We start from the raw sequence: 16692 nt of genomic DNA on the forward strand, positions 1-16692 counted from the left end.
GAGATCGCGGTGTCGATGTCCCGGTCGATGACGAACTGGGCCAGCTCCTCGGCGATGCCGGTCGGGACGTTGATTGGTCCTTCCCAGGAGTCGTAGTCGCCGGTGCCCACCGCCTCGTAGCCGATGCAGAACGGGGGCATCAGGTCATAGAAGAAGCCGTTGTAGTGGTCCGGGCCGAAGTTGACCACCAGGTCCGGGTTGAAGTCCCGGGCGAACCGGCGGGCCGCCTCGAAGGCGGCCTCGACGGCGGCCTTCACCTCGGCCGGCGGGTTGGTGTGTTCCAGCAGCGGACTGTGGGACATGCACAGCAGGGCCTGGTTCATGGCTGCACTCCTTTGATCATCCTGATGTTCAGCGGCTCACGCCGTGGACGGCGAGGTACTGCCTGACGATCTCGTTGAACTCGTCGGCGCGCTCGACCTGGGACCAGTGGCCGCACTGGCTGAAGATATGCGCGTCGGCGGTCGGGATGACATTGAGCAGTTCCCAGGTGCGCGAGACCGGGATCACGACGTCCTGGACACCGTGGATCAGCAGAACCGGGATCTGAAGCCTGGAGAGCACCTCGAAGTCCAGCGGCAGCGCATCGCGGTCCCGGTCCCGGGCGGTGACAACCTCGATCAGGCGGTCCGAGGCGGTGTCGTTCAGCGCGGCCGCGTAGCGCAGTGAGACCAGTTCGTCGGTGACCAGGGACTTGTCGACGACGAACTGCTCCAGCGTGCGGCGGATGCCGGCCTCGGACAGCTCCGGCTTGGAGTGGCCGGACAGGGCTGCGGTCTTCTTGGCCCCGCCGGTGCCCATGGACACGATGCCCAGCAGGCGCTCCGGGAAGTCGATGGCGAACTGCATGGCGACCCAGCCGCCGATGGAGTTGCCCACGATCCAGGTCTTCTCGATGCCCAGCGCGTCGAGCACGCGCACCGCGTGGCGGACCCATTCCCTGATGCCGTATTCGGTGCCGGGGGCGACGATGGTCTGGCCGTAGCCGATGGAGTCGATCGCGATGCAGCGGCCCTGCTCGGCGATCTGCGGCAGGTTCAGCCACCAGTTCGCCGCGGCGGTCACACCCGTGCCGGAGCCGTGCAGGAACAGGATCGGAGTGCCCTCGCCCAGCTCGTGGTAGTGGGTCAGTTCGCCCTCGGCGGTCTCAAGCCACTTGTCCTCGAGGCCGAAGAAGGCATCGGTCGTGTAATCAGGAATCTGGATGGTCATCTTTTGCTTGCTCCTTATTTGAACCTATGAGGCGAGGGCGTGGGCGCCGTCGGTCGCTGCTGTATCGGTGGCCGTTGCCCCGGGAATGAAGGACATGGACGTCAGGACCGCCTCGAGGGTGCGCCCGGCGTTCTGGGCCAGGCAGGCGCCGGCAATGAAGCGGTCCGGCCGGATGAACAGCACCGGGGTGGGTCGGTCGTCGAACCACTTCTTGAGCTTGCCCGTCACGTCGCCGACAACAATGACGTCCTTCGGATATTCGGCCTCCGCCCAGCCGCGCTGGGTTTCCGGAACGACGGCGGTGAAGGTCGCCCCGAGCGCCTCGAGCTTGGCCAGCTCCTCGGCGGAGAACATACCCTTCGGGTTATTGCCCCAGGCGAGCACGGTCCACCACTTGCCCATGGCATCGTCCAAGGGCAGATTGACGGCGTCTTTGGTGTTCACCCGCGGCTGGATGAACTGGACGCCCACCGGGGAAGTACGGTTGTTGGCGGTCAGCGTCGGGATGAGCCGGCTGGTCAGCCTGGCGGCGGCCTTGCCGGGGGTGGACTCGGTTGGATCCACCACCACACCTTCGGCGTAGCGCGGCATCGGCTTGAACCGCATGTCGGAGAAGTAGGACTTCACCTGCGGGAACAGGTTCAGGGCGGCGGCGATGCTGTCGCGGGCGCCGACGACCACAGGGTTGGTCGGCTTGATGATGGCCCCGAGGGTAAGCGACAGGTCGATCATGGCCTTGGCATGGTCGCGCCGTTCCACATCGTAGGTATCCAGCAGGGCGTCGCTGGCCTGGCCGCGCAGGATGGTGGCCAGTTTCCACGCGAGGTTGGTGGCGTCACGCACGCCGGAGTTCCAACCCTGTCCCATCCACACGGGCATCAGGTGGGCGGCGTCGCCGGCGATGATCTGGCGGCCCTTGCGGAAGGAGCCGGCGATCCGGCCGTGGTGGGTGAAGACACGTTCTCGGATGACGTTCAGGCTGGCGGGATCCGGGACATGGTCCTGGAGCAGTTTGTGGATGAACTTCTTGTCGGTGACCTCTTCGTCCGTCTCATGGTCGAAGATCATGAATTCCCAGCGCCGGACAGCGTGCGCCAGGCCGATGGACACGTAGGGGCGCTTCGGGTCGGCGCCCAGGAAGACGTTGGGAGTGCCCAGCGGGTCGTTGTTCACGTCAACCACCAGCCAGCGGGTGGAGGGCGACTGGCCCTCGAAGCTGACGCCAAGGCGCTTGCGGGTGGGGGACTTGCCGCCTTCGCAACCGACCAGGTACTGGGCGCGGATGCGCTTGGTTTCGGTGGTGCCCGCGTTGTCGAACTCCACGGTGGCAATGAGGCCGTCGGCCGTTTCATCGACGCTTACGACCTTGTGGCTGAAGTGGACGCTGACGCTGGCGAACCGGGACAGTCCGTCACAGAGGGCCTGGTCCACCAAAGGCTGGACGAAGCCGTTCTTGCGCGGCCAGCCGAACTCGTCCGCCTTGGGCTCATTGGTCATGATGATCTTGCCGCGGCCGTTGACCAGGCGCATGATGTGCTGCGGTGTGGTGTGGGGCAGGACCTCTTCGGTCAGGCCGATGGTCTGGACTGAACGCAGGGACTCATCGTCGATCCCGACGCCGCGGGGGTAGTCGATCAGTTGCGGGAGTTGCTCCAGCAGCATAACGTCCCGGCCGTACATGCCCAGCAGGTTGGAGAGCATCAGTCCGACGGGGCCGGCGCCGACCACCAGGACCTCGGTTTCGGCGTCAACGGGGGCATTGAGGTCTGCGACGTTGTTCATGACTGCTTTCTGCATTCTTGAAGGGTTGGCCTTGTGTAGATATCGCACTTATTAAGGCGGTATTTGCACTTCAATGGCAAACATCACAGCATGGGCGCAGGGTATGTGTCAAACGCCACGGGGCGAGGTGGTGCAGGTGACGGAGGCCTGTGGCCAGGCCTCGGAGCCGGAGTGGTCAGGCCAAGCGGCTGGAGATTCGCTCGGCCGCGGCGATGATGGCCGGCCCGGCTCCCTCTGCGAGTTCCTTGCGGGTGGTGATCAGGTTGATGCAGGCAGGCACTTCCAATGCTTCACCCCGGATTGGAGCGGCAAGGCCGTACATGTTCGGCTCAACTTCTCCGTAGGTGATGGCGTAGCCCTTGGCGCGCGCCTCGCGCACGGCATCGGTGTCGGCGTCCGACGGCGGATACCAGGCCTGGATGGCATGCCCGGCCGCTCCGCGATCCACCGGATGCCGGCTGCCTTGGGCGAAGGAAACGTGATAGGCCGCCATTCGGGGTTCGACGACGGCAAGCGCCACCGCATCCGGACCCTCCTTGACCAGCAGGGACAGCGTGGACCGCAGCTCATTGGCCACGTCGCTCAGGACGGGAAGGGCCGCTGCGCGCATAGCCGAATAAGCCGCCGTCGAAAGCGTCAATAGTCCAGCTGACCCGCGGTAGCGGTTGTCCGCCGAGCGGTGGATCAGCTTCTCGTCGCTGAGCGTGTTCAGGACCCGGTAGGCAATAGTGCGGTGGACGCCGAGCCGGTCGGCGACCTCCTGGATCGTCAGGCCGTCACTGGCATCGGCGACCGCTTTGAGTGCCGCGAGGCCGCGGGCAAGGGTCTGGGAGCCGGCCGTGCGTGAAGCTGATTCGTTAGATGCCACACGGAACATCCTAGTGATCCCGATGCTCCGGGCGCGGACACCTGCCTTCAGTCAACAGACCGAACGTTCCGTTTTGACTTAACCGGTGATGCCCATCACCCTTATATCTGTTATCGCTCACATATGAGCGTTAGTTACACAAGCGCATTTCGCAGGCCGGACCTCACCGTCCTGCCAAAGCAACGGAGTTTCGATGACCCAGACACACAGCAACAGCGCGGGGCGCACCCCTGCCCGGACAGCTCAGGACGCTAAGGCCAGCCGCTTGGCGATGCTTTCCAGCTACGTCGGTTCGTCGTTGGAAATGTACGATTTCCTGCTCTACGGCACTGCCGCCAGCCTGGTCTTCCCGGCACTGTTCTTTACCGGCGTGGATCCGGCTCTGGCACTGGCGCTCTCCTATGTGACGCTGGCCGCCGGCTATGTCGCGCGGCCACTGGGCGGCATCATCTTCGGCCACTTCGGGGACCGGCTGGGGCGCAAGAAGATGCTGATCATCACCATGGCCATGATGGGCATCGTCTCCATCGCCGTGGGCCTGCTGCCCACCGCTGCGCAGATCGGTGTCGCCGCACCCATTGCGCTGGTCACCCTCCGCGTGATCCAGGGCATCGCGATGGGCGGCGAATGGGCCGGCGCGGCTTTGATGTCCATGGAGCATTCCGCGCCGACCCGGCGCGGCTTCGGAGCCTCCATCGCAGTCTCCGGCGGGCCCTCCGGCGCGGTGCTGGCCACCCTGGTGCTGGGCATGTTCGCCGCCCTGCCCGAAGAGGACTTCATGACCTGGGGCTGGCGCGTCCCGTTCCTGCTCTCGCTCGTCCTGCTCATCGTCGGCCTGTTCCTGCGCTACCGGGTGACTGAATCCCCGGACTTCGAGAAGGCCAAGGCCGAAGACAAGGGCCACGCGGGCGCGCCCCTCCTCGAGGTGCTGCGCCGCTACCCCAAGGCCGTGGCGCTGTCCGTTGTCGGCGGCCTGGCCCCGCTGTTCATGCAGTCCCTGCTGGCCACGTTCGCGCTGACCTACGCGGTCAACGTCGGCCACGAACGCTCCGACGCCCTGATGATGCTCACCATCGCGAACGCCCTCCACATCCTCACCATCCCGGCGGCGGCACTGCTGTCCGACAGGCTCGGCCGGCGCCCCGTCATGGTGGCCGGCGCCGCCGCCGGCATCATCGGCATCTGGCCGATGTTCGCCCTGATCGAGAACGGCTCCACATTCCTGCTGCTGGTCGGCTTCATCATCGGCAATCCGCTGGTCCAGGCCCTGATGTACGGTCCGATGGGCGCATGGATCGGCGAAATGTTCAGCACCCGCACCCGCTACACCGGCCTTTCGCTGTCCTACCAGCTCGCCACCACGCTCGGCGCCGGCTTCGCCCCGCTGATCGCCAGCTCGCTGCTGGCTGCCGGCGGCGGATCCACTACCTTGCTGGCGGTCTTCTTCGGCGCACTGTGCCTCATCAGCGGCATCGCCTTCCTGCGGGCCAAGGAAACCGGCGGCCGCCGCGCCGCCGCCGAAGCGGATTCAGCTGAGGCGGAACCGGCCGGGGTCCGCTAAGGGCAGGTTCCGCATCGCCCGCTTTTGGTGAGGGCCGCCGTCGGAATCACCGTGTCCGATGGCGGCCCTCACCGTTGCGTCTACCGGCCGGTCCGGTGCAGCACGGCACAGATAATATGGCGGAGTTTTCCGCTCACCGGGTTCGCGGCCGGCGGGTCCGGCGACAGGTCGAGGGCCACGCCGGCAGGCCTTGCTGGTCCAGGTAGCCGCGGAGGCGGCCGGAAACCCTGCCCCAGACATCACTGAGCGCCGCGTCCGGGCCCGGTTCCAGCCGGACTGTGAGGGCGGCCGGGGCGGTCTGCAGCACCTGGAAGCGGTGCACGCCCGGCGTCTCTTCCACCACCGTAGCCAGCGCCATCGGCAGCAACTCCACCCAGCCGGCGCCGGGACTTGGCAGCTTCAGGACGTCGTCGGTGCGTCCTTCGACCTCGACGGTGGGCAGGGGGCTGCCGCAGGGGCAGGGCTGCGCCCCGATCGTGATGCTGTCGCCGAGCTCGTAGCGGATGAGCGGCTGGACGAAATTCGCAAGGTTGGTCACCAGGGCTGACGCTGAGCGGCGGCCGGGCGGGACCGGCCGCCTTGCTTCATCGACGGGCTCCAGAATGTACCAGTCGGCATTGACGTGCTGTCGGCCCCGGCGGCACGGCAACGCCAGTGGCAGCGCCTCGGAGGCGCTGTACGTCTCCGTGAGCGGTGCACCGAAAGCCGCCTCGACGCGCTGACGCGTGCCGGGCAGTAGCGGTTCCCCGCCGCTGAAGACCAGTGCGGGACGGATCCGCAGGCATCCGGCCTCCTGCTCGGCCGCCAGGACACCGAACGCGCTCGCATAGGACGAAAGGATGGCCGGCCGGAACCCGTTCAGCTGCTCCACCAGCTGCGGCAGCGGGTCCAGGACGGACAGGAACCGGGCCTGTCGGCGGCGGGAGGCCCTGGCGCGAAGCCGGCGCTCGAACATGGTGGCGCTGAGGAAATGGCCGCCGGAAGCGAAGACTGCCGACAGCCGTCCGCCCCGGGCAAAGACCCTGACCCACGTGGCGGCGGGGACCGCGCGAAGGTAGCGGACCACCATCAGCCCATTCATGACGGCCAGGGCACTTCGGTCCTGCACCAGCAGCGTGGGGACGCCGGTGGAGCCCGACGTGGTGAAGACGGCGTAGCGGCCCAGGAAATCCGCGCCCAGATTACCCGGACCGGCCACGAAGGACCGCACGGCCGGCAAGGTGACCTCGGGATCGGTCACCCAGTCATCGAACCGGGCCATCAGCTGTTTCTTGTCCGTCGGCGGCAGCTGCTGCAGATCCGCGATGCCGGCCGGCAGGCCGTGGTACTGCTCACCGTAGAAACGGGAGCGGGAGCGGGCATAAGCGACCAGGGTCCGGAGGCGTTCGGCCTGCCGGAGGTGGATGGCCCCGGGCCCTGCCCGTACGGTGGCCCGGGCATCCCGGGCTACCCATGAGGCCGTGACATCATTCCGGGTGGTCACTGCACGAGTCTAACTTTGATCCCGGACAGTGAAAGGATCGGTCCATGGACATTCTGGGCAGCCGGATCCTGATCTGTCTCTCCGACCTGGCCCGCAGCCGGAGGTTCTACCGGGACCAGCTGGGTCTGGCGGTGTACCGCGAGTTCGGCAACCGCGCGGATCCGGGCGTGGTGTTCTTCCTGGGCGGCGGTTTCCTTGAAGTCTCCGGCTCCAGCGGCGGCGGCTCAGGCGGTGGCTCAGTCGGCAGCACCACCGAGGGCGCCGCCGGCGGCGCGGCCGTGTGGCTGCAGGTCCGGGATGTAGCGGCGGAGTACGAGCGGCTGCGGCAGGTCGGCGTGACCATTGTCCGGCCTCCCCGGCGGGAGCCGTGGGGCCTGCTGGAGATGTGGATCAGCGACCCGGACGGCCTGCGCATCGTGATCGGGGAAGTTCCGGCGGACCACCCGCTGCGCCGTGATCCGCGGTAGCCGGCGCCGCCGGCTACTCGTCGATCTGCTGGCGCAGGTAGTCCCGCAGAGACATCGGTTCCCTGCCGGTCAGGTCTCTGACCGCCGTCGTCACGCCGGCGAGTTCCCCGGCGGCGATGGCCGTGTAGGTGCTGACCCAGGCGTCCAGCTGCCAGTCCGGCGCGCCGTAGGCGGCCCGCGACTCGTAGGCCTCCGGCACCGACTCAGCATGGTAGCTGACCGCGGTTCCGCTTTCCTCGCCGATGATCCGCGCGGCCTCGGCCAGCGTGAGCGCCTCGGGTCCGGTCAGGCTGTAGGTCGCGTTAGCATGCGCGGCAGAATCCTGGAGTACGACGGCGGCCACGCGGGCTATATCTTCGCGGGTCACCGCCGCGACAGCGCCGTCGCCAGCGGGGCCGCGGATGACGCCGTCCTCGCCGGCCAGCGAGGGCAGGAAGTCGATGTAGAAGTTGTCCCGCAGGAAGGTGTAGGTCATCCCGCTGGCCTTGATATGTTCTTCGGTGGCGTAGTGGTCCCGGGCCAGCGTGAAAGTGGCGTCCGGGGCTGCTCCGTAAAAGGAGGTATAGACGATGTGCCGGACGCCGGCCTCGGCGGCTGCGTCGATGAAGGTGAAGTGCTGGGCCAGGCGGTCCTCCGACTCGGCGCCGGAGACCATGAACAGGACATCGGTGCCTTCCAGCGCAGACAGCGCCAGGGCCTTATCCGCGTAACTGAACCTCACCGGCGCCGCACCTTCGAGCTGCGGCGCCCGGCCGACATCGCGCACCAGCAGCCGCTGGGCAATCGAGGCATCGGCGAGCCGGCGGGCCAGCAGCCTGCCCAGGTAGCCGGTGGAGCCTGTGACGGCGAGTTCGGGCAGCGCGGTATTCACTGTGGACCTCCTTGGCTGAAGCATGGAGAACGGTACTGCCAGCCAGCCTACTGCCGTGCGCCCTGCCGATGTCAGTGCGGCATGCAAGGATGGTGTCGAACCGCAGGTCGACGATGGGACACTGATGGGATTGATTGCGCGCACGGCCAGAACAGCAGAAACGGCCAAAACAGCAGAAACCGCCAGCACGGCCGAAGCGGCCAGAGCGGCGGAAATACAGCAGGCTGAAGCCACAACCCGTGGTCTCTGGGCGGACGGGCTGGGCAGGGCCGGGGCACGCGCCGCGCAGGTCCTGCTGGTTCTGGCCCTGGTGTTCATCTCCGTCTACGCTCTGCTGCAGGTCCAGTTGGTGGTGATTCCGCTGCTGATTGCACTGATCATCGCCTCGGCGATGGCCCCGCTGATCCGGCTGCTGCGCCGGAACATGTCCGCCATGATGGCAGCCTGGGTCGCGTTCCTGGGCGTGGGAGTGGTCCTCGGCGGCGTGGTCACCGCGATCGTCTTCGCCGTGCGCAGCGAATGGGGTGAACTGGCTACTTCGGCCACCGAAGGCTTCGGCCAGCTGCAGAGCTTCATCGAAAACGGACCCATCCCGATCGACCAGCAGCAGATCAATGAGGCGGTCGACGCCGTCGTGAACTTCGTGACCAGCAGCCAGTTCCGTGCCGGCGCGCTGTCAGGCCTGTCGGCGGCCAGCCAGTTCCTGACCGGACTGGTCCTGCTGGCTGTGGTCCTGTTCTTTTTCCTCAAGGACGGAGACAGGATCTGGAGCTTCTTCCTGAGCTGGGTCAGCCCCCGGAACAAGCCGCGGTGGCGCCGGTCCGGAACCCGGACGGTGGAGGTGCTGGGCGGGTACATGCGGGGCACCGCCACCGTAGCCGCGGTGGATGCGATTGCCATCGGTACAGCCTTGCTGGTCCTGCAGGTGCCGCTCGCGCTGCCGCTGGCCGTCGTCGTATTCATCACCGGCTTCATTCCTATGGTGGGCGCGACGGTGGCCGGAATCCTGGCCGCGCTGGTGGCACTGGTGGCGAACGGGCCTGTGATCGCGCTGATCGTTGTCGCCGTCGTCGTCGTGGTGAACCAGCTGGAGGGCAACTTCCTGCAGCCGGTGCTGATGGGACGTTCACTGAGCCTGCACGGTCTGGTGATCCTGCTGGCCCTGACCGCGGGCACCGTCCTGGGCGGGATCGTGGGGGCGATCCTGGCCGTGCCGTTCACGGCGGTGGCTTGGGCGATCGTCCAGGTCTGGACGGGCCGGGAAACGCCGGAGGAGAAACGGTCCGGCCGGCTCCCCGAGGCGGCGCCGGCGGAGGCGGATGGAGCACAGGCCGGATAGCCGGGTGCGAGTTCACCGGAAGTTTGCCCTTCGTCGTCCATTTTGGACTAGCGTGGGCTAAGTGGCAGGGCGGTTTGTTGCACTGGGCGATTCATTCACGGAGGGCGTAGGTGACTGGGAACCGCGCCTGCCCAACGGCGTGCGCGGCTGGGCGGACCGGGTGGCCAAGCAGCTGAGCCGGCAGGATCCGGACTGGGAGTACGCCAATCTGGCGATCCGCAGCAAACGGCTGCACCAGATCATCGAAGACCAGCTTGAACCGGCGATTGCGATGAAGCCTACGCTGGTCAGCCTCTATGCCGGCGGCAACGACATCCTCGAATTCCGCAAGGACTTGGACGGCCTGATGGACCAGTACGAGGCCTTGGTGGCCCGGCTGGCGGAAACCGGTGCGCAGCTGCTGCTGTTCACCGGCTACGACGTGCAGTTGCATCCGATGCTGGAGCCGATGAAGCGCCGCAACTGGCGGTACAACGAGGCCGTGCGCCGGATCGCCCGCAAGTACGACGCGCTGCTGGTGGACTTCTGGTGTTTCGACGCCTACCACGATCCGCGCATGTGGGACGCGGACCGGCTGCACATGTCCAAGGCCGGGCACAAGTACATGGCCGCGCAGGTGCTGCGCGTCCTTGGCGTGGACCACAAGATCAAGCTCAAACCCTTTGAACCCTGGGACACCAAGCGGACGGTCCGGCAGTGGGCGGCCATGGAGCGCGAATGGATGCGCGAATGGGTGCTGCCGATGTTCGGCCGGCGGATCCGCGGCATTACGCTCGGGGACACGCTCAGCCCGCGCTGGCCGGTGCCGATCAAGCCGGCTGACGGGCTCAAGACGCTGGCCCGGGAGCGCCTGCTGGACGCGGCGGAGGCCCGGGAACCCTGAGAGTTCCCGGGCCTCCGGGGTGCTTCACGGTACTGCCGAGGTTACTTCGCCGCGGCGAAGTACTCCTTGGCGGCGGTCTTGTCCGAGGAGACCTCGGCCGCGTGCTCGGCACGGCGGGCCTGGTGCAGCGGCGTCTTGCGGACGAACCAGTAGAAGGCACCCAGGCCAACGAACCAGAGCGGGGTAACCAGCAGGGCCTGCAGCGTATCCGCTTCTTGGGTCAGGGCCCAGAGCAGGAAGCCGAAGAAGGCAAGCACCACGTAGCACATCGCGACACCGCCGGGCATCTTGAACTTGGAGGCCGCATGCAGGTGCGGGCGGCGCTTCCGGTAGACGATGTAGCTGACCAGGATGATGGTCCAGACGAACATGAACAGCAGCGCGGAGATCGTGGTGACCACGGTGAAGGCCTCGATGATGGACTTGCCCGCGTAGAGCAGCACGACGCCGGCCAGCAGGAAGGAGCAGGAGAAGACCAGTGCGTTAGCGGGGACCCGGCGGCGGTTCAGCTGGCCGAAGCGGCGGGGCGCATCGCCGTCGTGCGCCAGGCCGAACACCATGCGGGAGGTGGAGTAAATGCCGGAGTTGGCCGAGGAGGTGGCGGAGGTCAGCACGACGAAGTTGATCACGCCGGCGGCGATGGCCAGGCCGGCCAGTGTGAACATGGTGACGAAGGGGCTCTTGTCCGCGGTGATCTCGCGCCACGGGGTCACGGAGATGATTACCGTCAGGGCGACCACGTAGAACAGCATCACGCGGATCGGGATGGAGTTGACCGCGCGCGGCAGGTTCTTCTCCGGGTCCTTGGTCTCGGCGGCGGCCGTGCCGACCAGTTCGATGCCTACGAAGGCGAACACGGCGATCTGGAAGCCGGCGACGAAGCCCATCGGGCCGGTCGGGAACATGCCGCCGTCGTTCCACAGGTTGGCGAAGGAGGCGGAGTTGCCGTCCGGGGAGGTGAAGTTGGTGAAGACCATGACCAGGCCGACGACGATCAGCGTCACGATGGCGACGATCTTGATCAGGGCGAACCAGAATTCGGTTTCACCGAAGGCCTTCACGGTAGGCAGGTTCAGCGCGAGCAGCACCACGATTGCGGCCAGCGCCGGGATCCACAGCGGCGCGTCGCCCCACCAGAAGGTGACGTAGCCGGCAATGGCGATCACGTCCGCGATGCCGGTGACGATCCAGCAGAACCAGTACGTCCAGCCGGTGAAGAACCCGGCCCAGGGCCCCAGCAGGTCGCCCGCGAAGTCGCTGAAGGACTTGTACTTGAGGTTGGAGAGCAGCAGCTCGCCCATCGCCCGCATGACGAAGAAGAGCATGAAGCCGATGATCATGTAAACGAAGATGACCGACGGACCGGCCAGCGAGATGGTCTTGCCGGAACCCATAAACAGGCCGGTGCCAATGGCGCCGCCGATGGCCAGCAGCTGGATGTGGCGGTTGGAGAGGGAACGGGAAAGATGCGCTTCCTCGGAATGGGCGACGCCGGCGCCGACAGGGGCGGCGTCCGGGGCCTTGGTGGTTTCAGACATGGTGGTCCTTTGGCTGGTGACGGGTTGTGCCGGCACGGTGGCCACAACGGTGTGGCCGATGTGCGGTTGAGGTGCGCACTGGGCGCTGGAGTTCGCCGGACGCAGCTGTGCTGCCCGGGCGGGAAAGGCTAGGCGCGGGGCATTGCTGTTAGCGATCGGCTAGGTGCCGATGGCCGGTGGATGCCCGGCGGGCAGGAGAAGGATCGGGGAGCAGCGACTGCGGGCCGTCATGAGGAACTCCGGTGGTCAGCGGCGCACGGGTGCGCCGCAGTGGATTGGGTTCCTCCCCGCTCTGTCATGGACCTGAGAGTTTCCGCGCAACTGCGGTGCGCTTGCCCCGTCGGTGGGCCGGCTGACAGCCGGCCGCTTTCCAGAGGTGCCTATCCGCGGCGGTACAGGGGCCTGAGAGATTCCTGGGGAGGAGTTGCTCCTACGGCGCCTGCTGATCGATTGGTGGAATCGGCAGGACTCTCCCGCGGCGGATCAGAGGCATATTCAGTTGGATTGCGGATCACCTGAGTGACCCGAGTCACAACTGTACCGGAACTGCCGGGGCATGGGCAAGCGGAGTTTTTGGGACTACGCTCGAAGGACAGTCTCGGCATCCATCGCGCGGGAAATCGGGTGCAACATGGAGAACATGGTGGAGAAGAGGAATCCTCCGGCCTCGTTCGGCGGGAAATCCTTGCTGCGGTGGCAGCGCTGGGCGCTCGGACTGCTTGGCCTGGCGCTGACCGTCCCCGGACTGGCCGGCGTCTTCATGCCCGGGACCAACGTGGGCGGCGTGCCCCTGCTGATCGCAGCGGGCGCGGTGCTGCTCTACATTGCGGTCTCCGGCCAGCAAGTGCTGGCCATCGGCGCGGATGCGCTGGCGCTTTCGCCGCTGCAGATTAAGAGGATGTTCGTCCAGCAGGTAGTCGACGACGTCCGGAACCAGCCGCTGTCCCTGGTGCGCGACGCCGTCGGATCCGCCCGCGGCGACGGCCTGGCCGTCGACATCCCGCCGGAGGTGGACCAGACCCTGCTCGCCTACGAGCGCCTGGACCGGCTGGGCCGCAGGCACGGCTTCCGCGTTGACCAGCCGGACCGCCCGGAGCAGCAGGGCGCGGATCTGCTGATCACCAGGCTCGACGGCGGCCGGTTGCCGGTGGAGGTGAAGTTCCACCATGCCGCGTCCGGGCCGGTGGTGCACAGCGCCATCCGGCAGGCTGAGTCGATCGGGGCCAAAGAGGCGCTGATCATCCTCAATTCCGAGCCGCCGGAAGGCCTGCTGCCCGCAGGAGTGGAAGTGGTCAACGGAACGGTCGACCGGGACGCGTTCGAAGCTGCCGCCACCGGGGCGCTGGTGCGGCTGGGCGTGATCCGGGACGACGTGCGGCCCGTCGTCGTCAACGCCCGGCCAAGCCGTCCCTGATAATCCGCAGTGCCTCCATGGCCGCGTCCAGGTCGGGTGTGGCAGTGCCGATGGCATCGCGGAGCAGGCGGGCGCGTGCCCGGCGGAATGCCGCCATGTTCCGCAGCGCCAGTTCGGTGGCAAAGAGCTCGATGCAGCGCGCATCCGAGGGGCTTGGGCGTTTGTCGGTGAACCCCTTGCGGGCCAGTGAGTTCAAGGTGTTGCTCAGATTGCTCCGCTGCATGCGGGTCCGTGCGGCCAGAGCGGCCGGATGGATGCCCGGCTCGGCGGCGATATGCCGCATGACGGTGGCTTCGGCCGGCGTCAGGGGGGTGGCTCCCGAAATCTCCTCAGCCCTGGCGCGTAGTTCCCGGGCCAGATCGAAGATGAGGTTGACCAGATCGGCTTTGTCGTCGTCGTCATGCGCTGCATCTGGTGTGGAATGCTGGACGCTCACTCTTGGAAGCATACGCGGAATATGGAAAAGTAGTTATGTCTCAATAATTACTTTTGCATAGTCGGAAGGCGGCGCGCCTTGGCCCTTGCCACTGGATCTGCCACAAGGACAGGCAAGCCGATCACCACGCCTCTGCTGCTGGTACTGGCGCTGCTGTCCGCCACCGGGCCCTTTGCCACAGACCTCTACTTGCCGGCATTCCCGCTGATCAAGACGGACCTGGCCACGGATGCCACGGGGGTCCAGCTGACCCTGACCGCCTTCATGGTCGGCATTGCATTCGGGCAGCTCTGCTTTGGGACGCTCTCGGACCGCTTTGGCCGGGTGCGGCCGCTGATCATCGGCTCCGCGGTATGCGTGCTGGCCTCCATTGGCGCGGCGGTGGCTCCGACCCTTTCCCTGCTCGTGGCGGCGCGCTTGGTGCAGGGCTTCAGCGCCGCGGCCGGCGTGGTCATAGCCCGCGCCGTCGTCTCCGACCTCGCCGCCGGCGCCGCCTCCGCCCGGATCTTCAGCCTCATGATGACGGTCAGCGGCATCGCCCCGGTCATCGCGCCGTTCGTTGGCAGCCTGCTGGTCGAATCGCTGGGCTGGCGCGGGGTGCTGTGGACGCTCGCGGGCCTGTTCTTACTGATGCTGGCCGGCATTCTGGCCGGAGTACGTGAAACACACCCGCCGCACCGGCGCGGAACCGGAACCGGCCTTGGGCCGCTGCTGCGCGTGTTCAGGGAACGGCGGTTCGTCGGCTACGTGCTGCTGTTCGCCTGCAGCTTTGGGGTGTTGATGAGCTATATCTCGTCCTCGCCGTTCGTCTACCAGACCATGATGGGGCTGAGCCCGGTGCAGTACGGGATCATGTTCGGCGTCAACGCATTCGGGCTCATCACCTGCGGCGCCATCTCCGCCCGGCTGGCCCACCGGGTCGGGCCGCGGCGCATGGTCCGTGCCGCGGTTCCCACGATGCTGGGAATGGCCCTCGCGCTGCTGATCATGGTCCTGGTGGACGCTCCGCCGCTGCTGTTCGCCATTCCGATCTTCTGCGCCGTCGCCAGCATCGGCTTCATCATGGGCAACACCACCAGCCTGGCGCTTGCCGAGGTGCGCCATGTCGCCGGCAGCGGCTCGGCCGCCTTGGGCGGAACGCAGTTCCTGTTCGGGGCGCTTGTGTCTCCGCTGGTGGGACTGGCTGGGGACCACTCCGCGCTGCCGCTGGCCCTGGTCATGGTGGCTTCCGCCTCCCTGGCCCTGGCCGCGCTCATATGCACGCGCGACCGCACAAAATTCCTCCGCTAGGGCTGCCGGCGCTCCCGGGGCGTTGGACGCGCAGCCACCGGTAGCCGTAGGCGTCCAAGGCCAGGTCCGCCGACCCATCCGGTTTGAGCTCGGTCCTGCCGTCCTGGAGCAGATCCACTAGGACGGTGCCCGCGGCGGGCGGGTTGCCGGCGTCGTCCGTTAAGGCCAGCGGCACGGTCAGCGCTTCTCCGCCCAGATTGTGCAGTGCGACGATGCTGAAGGATTTCCAACTGCAGCGGTGCGCGAGCACCTGCCGGGCCGGCTGCTCCAGCAGTTCGAAGCGGCCCCAGCCCAGCTCGGGGCACTCGCGGTAGCGGCGGATGAGCAGCTGCATGAACGTCAGCAGCGAGTCCGGATCGCGTTTGGCATCGGCAACGTTCACATGCTCCGGGCCGTAGCCGCCTCCGACCACGGGGGAGACCAAGTGTCGCGCGCCGGCGGTGGAGAAGCCGCCGTTCTCCTCGCCGGTCCACTGCATCGGGGTCCGGACCGCCATCCTGCCGTCGGCCTCGAGGTCCTCGCCCATGCCGATCTCCTCGCCGTAGTAGAGCACCGGAGTGCCGGCAGCGAGAACAGCAGCGAGTAGACCATCCGGATGCGGCGGGGGTCGCCGTCGAGCATGGGCGGCAGGCAGCGCTTGAGGCCGCGGCCGAAGACCTGGCCGAACGCGGCGAAGACCTCCCGGCGTTCGTCCTCGGTGAGCTTGTCCGGTGTGAGTTCGTCGTGATTGCGCACGAACGTGGCCCGCTGGGACGACGTGTCCAGCGTCGGGCGGCCGGTCAGCGCCTTGGCGAGGGGGCCGGCGTCGGACCTGGCCAGGGAGAGGTAAAGGTTCTGCATGGCGATGAAATCGAACATCATGGTGAGTTCGTCGCTGTCCTTGCCGCCGAAGAATTTCACCTGTTCCTTGAACGGCAGGTTCACCTCACCCAGCAGGATCGCGTCGCCTTGCGGCGGCCCAGGAAGCTGCGCAGCGCGCGCAGGTAGGCGTGCGGGTCGGCGAATTCCTCCAGCGCGGTGCCGTCCTGGCCGGTGGTGGCCAGGAAATACGGGACCGCGTCCGCGCGGAAGCCGTCCAGACCCACCTGCAGCCAGTAGTCCATGGCCTTGGCGACCTCGTCCTGCACCTTCGGGTTGGCGACGTTCAGGTCCGACTGGTGCTGTAGAAGTGGTGCAGGTACCACTCCCCGGTTTTCTCATCGAGGGTCCAGATGGAGTCCTCCTGGTCCGGGAAGACCACGTCGGATAGAAGGGCATCAGCCAGAGGCAGGTGACGCCCAGGTCCGCCAGATAGTCCACGCGCTCGGCCAGCCCGGTGATGTCCCCCGATGCCGTCGCCGTCGGAATCGAAGAAGGTCTCCACATGCAGGCAATAGACGACCGCGTTCTTCCACCACAGGTCCGAGGTGTCCGTGAGCCGCATGCCCCCGTGTCTAGCACGCCGGCGGCGGGGCGGGCAAGGGTGGGAACGTCCGAGGGCGGCGCGCGGCCTGCCGCGTTGCCCGTCACTCCTGGGCGGCGATATCGTGAAAGCACCCAGCCCGTTCG

14 protein-coding genes, 1 pseudogene and 1 riboswitch are annotated in these 16692 nt (G+C 67.0%); of the genes and pseudogenes, 6 read left to right on the forward strand and 9 right to left on the reverse strand.

Annotation, left to right across the window (positions count from 1 at the left end; genetic code table 11):
- The 4 genes from AC5RWU_RS09020 to AC5RWU_RS09035 form a co-directional block, all read right to left on the reverse strand.
- Positions 1 to 323: DODA-type extradiol aromatic ring-opening family dioxygenase (locus AC5RWU_RS09020; protein ID WP_494036958.1), on the reverse strand; the 323-nt coding region annotated here is incomplete at its 3' end.
- 28 nt (positions 324 to 351) lie between these two features.
- On the reverse strand, positions 352 to 1212 hold the full coding sequence (locus AC5RWU_RS09025) for an alpha/beta fold hydrolase (protein WP_494036959.1): 861 nt from the start codon (positions 1210 to 1212) through the stop codon (positions 352 to 354).
- 24 nt (positions 1213 to 1236) lie between these two features.
- The gene (locus AC5RWU_RS09030; RefSeq protein ID WP_494029750.1) at positions 1237 to 2994 is read right to left on the reverse strand and encodes a bifunctional 3-(3-hydroxy-phenyl)propionate/3-hydroxycinnamic acid hydroxylase; all 1758 of its coding nucleotides are present in this window, start codon (positions 2992 to 2994) and stop codon (positions 1237 to 1239) included.
- 175 nt (positions 2995 to 3169) lie between these two features.
- The gene (locus AC5RWU_RS09035; RefSeq protein WP_494029749.1) at positions 3170 to 3862 is read right to left on the reverse strand and encodes an IclR family transcriptional regulator; all 693 of its coding nucleotides are present in this window, start codon (positions 3860 to 3862) and stop codon (positions 3170 to 3172) included.
- Positions 3863 to 4055: 193 nt separating this feature from the next.
- Between AC5RWU_RS09035 and AC5RWU_RS09040 the strand changes: the two genes are divergently transcribed.
- Entirely contained in the window at positions 4056 to 5423 is a 1368-nt protein-coding gene (locus tag AC5RWU_RS09040; protein ID WP_494029748.1) for an MFS transporter, read from the forward strand.
- Positions 5424 to 5556: 133 nt separating this feature from the next.
- On the opposite strand, the gene AC5RWU_RS09045 is transcribed toward AC5RWU_RS09040, so the two are convergent.
- Positions 5557 to 6906 carry a phenylacetate--CoA ligase family protein gene (locus tag AC5RWU_RS09045; protein WP_494029747.1) on the reverse strand — a complete coding sequence of 450 codons (1350 nt, stop codon included), beginning with the start codon at positions 6904 to 6906 and terminating at the stop codon, positions 5557 to 5559.
- A 44-nt stretch (positions 6907 to 6950) separates the two neighbouring features.
- On the opposite strand from AC5RWU_RS09045, the gene AC5RWU_RS09050 reads away from it, so the two are divergent.
- Positions 6951 to 7373 carry a VOC family protein gene (locus AC5RWU_RS09050; RefSeq protein WP_494029746.1) on the forward strand — a complete coding sequence of 141 codons (423 nt, stop codon included), beginning with the start codon at positions 6951 to 6953 and terminating at the stop codon, positions 7371 to 7373.
- Positions 7374 to 7386: 13 nt separating this feature from the next.
- Here the strand turns inward: AC5RWU_RS09050 and AC5RWU_RS09055 are convergent, their stop codons facing one another.
- On the reverse strand, positions 7387 to 8244 hold the full coding sequence (locus tag AC5RWU_RS09055; protein WP_494029745.1) for an SDR family oxidoreductase: 858 nt from the start codon (positions 8242 to 8244) through the stop codon (positions 7387 to 7389).
- 22 nt (positions 8245 to 8266) lie between these two features.
- Here AC5RWU_RS09055 and AC5RWU_RS09060 point away from each other — a divergent pair, with 22 nt between their 5' ends.
- Together AC5RWU_RS09060 and AC5RWU_RS09065 are read left to right on the forward strand one after the other, a co-directional pair.
- Positions 8267 to 9583, forward strand: coding sequence for an AI-2E family transporter (locus AC5RWU_RS09060; protein WP_494029744.1), 1317 nt, complete (start codon positions 8267 to 8269; stop codon positions 9581 to 9583).
- A gap of 61 nt (positions 9584 to 9644) precedes the next feature.
- Positions 9645 to 10466, forward strand: coding sequence for an SGNH/GDSL hydrolase family protein (locus tag AC5RWU_RS09065; RefSeq protein WP_494029743.1), 822 nt, complete (start codon positions 9645 to 9647; stop codon positions 10464 to 10466).
- A 41-nt stretch (positions 10467 to 10507) separates the two neighbouring features.
- Here the strand turns inward: AC5RWU_RS09065 and cycA are convergent, their stop codons facing one another.
- Entirely contained in the window at positions 10508 to 12004 is a 1497-nt protein-coding gene (gene cycA, locus AC5RWU_RS09070) for a D-serine/D-alanine/glycine transporter (RefSeq protein ID WP_494029742.1), read from the reverse strand.
- Positions 12005 to 12384: 380 nt separating this feature from the next.
- Positions 12385 to 12490, reverse strand: a riboswitch (glycine riboswitch).
- 154 nt (positions 12491 to 12644) lie between these two features.
- On the opposite strand from cycA, the gene AC5RWU_RS09075 reads away from it, so the two are divergent.
- On the forward strand, positions 12645 to 13418 hold the full coding sequence (locus AC5RWU_RS09075; RefSeq protein ID WP_494029741.1) for a hypothetical protein: 774 nt from the start codon (positions 12645 to 12647) through the stop codon (positions 13416 to 13418).
- On the opposite strand, the gene AC5RWU_RS09080 is transcribed toward AC5RWU_RS09075, so the two are convergent.
- Positions 13393 to 13854: a MarR family winged helix-turn-helix transcriptional regulator gene (locus AC5RWU_RS09080; protein WP_494029740.1), complete on the reverse strand. Its 462-nt coding sequence runs from the start codon at positions 13852 to 13854 to the stop codon at positions 13393 to 13395. The genes AC5RWU_RS09075 and AC5RWU_RS09080 overlap by 26 nt on opposite strands.
- 78 nt (positions 13855 to 13932) lie before the next feature.
- On the opposite strand from AC5RWU_RS09080, the gene AC5RWU_RS09085 reads away from it, so the two are divergent.
- Positions 13933 to 15144, forward strand: coding sequence for a multidrug effflux MFS transporter (locus AC5RWU_RS09085; protein ID WP_494029739.1), 1212 nt, complete (start codon positions 13933 to 13935; stop codon positions 15142 to 15144).
- Here AC5RWU_RS09085 and AC5RWU_RS09090 read toward each other — a convergent pair.
- Positions 15107 to 16567 (reverse strand): annotated as a pseudogene (locus AC5RWU_RS09090) (alpha-amylase family glycosyl hydrolase). The gene AC5RWU_RS09085 and the pseudogene AC5RWU_RS09090 overlap by 38 nt on opposite strands.
- Between the last annotated feature and the right edge of the window lie 125 nt (positions 16568 to 16692).

The organism is Arthrobacter sp. B0427-1-12 (assembly GCF_059092905.1).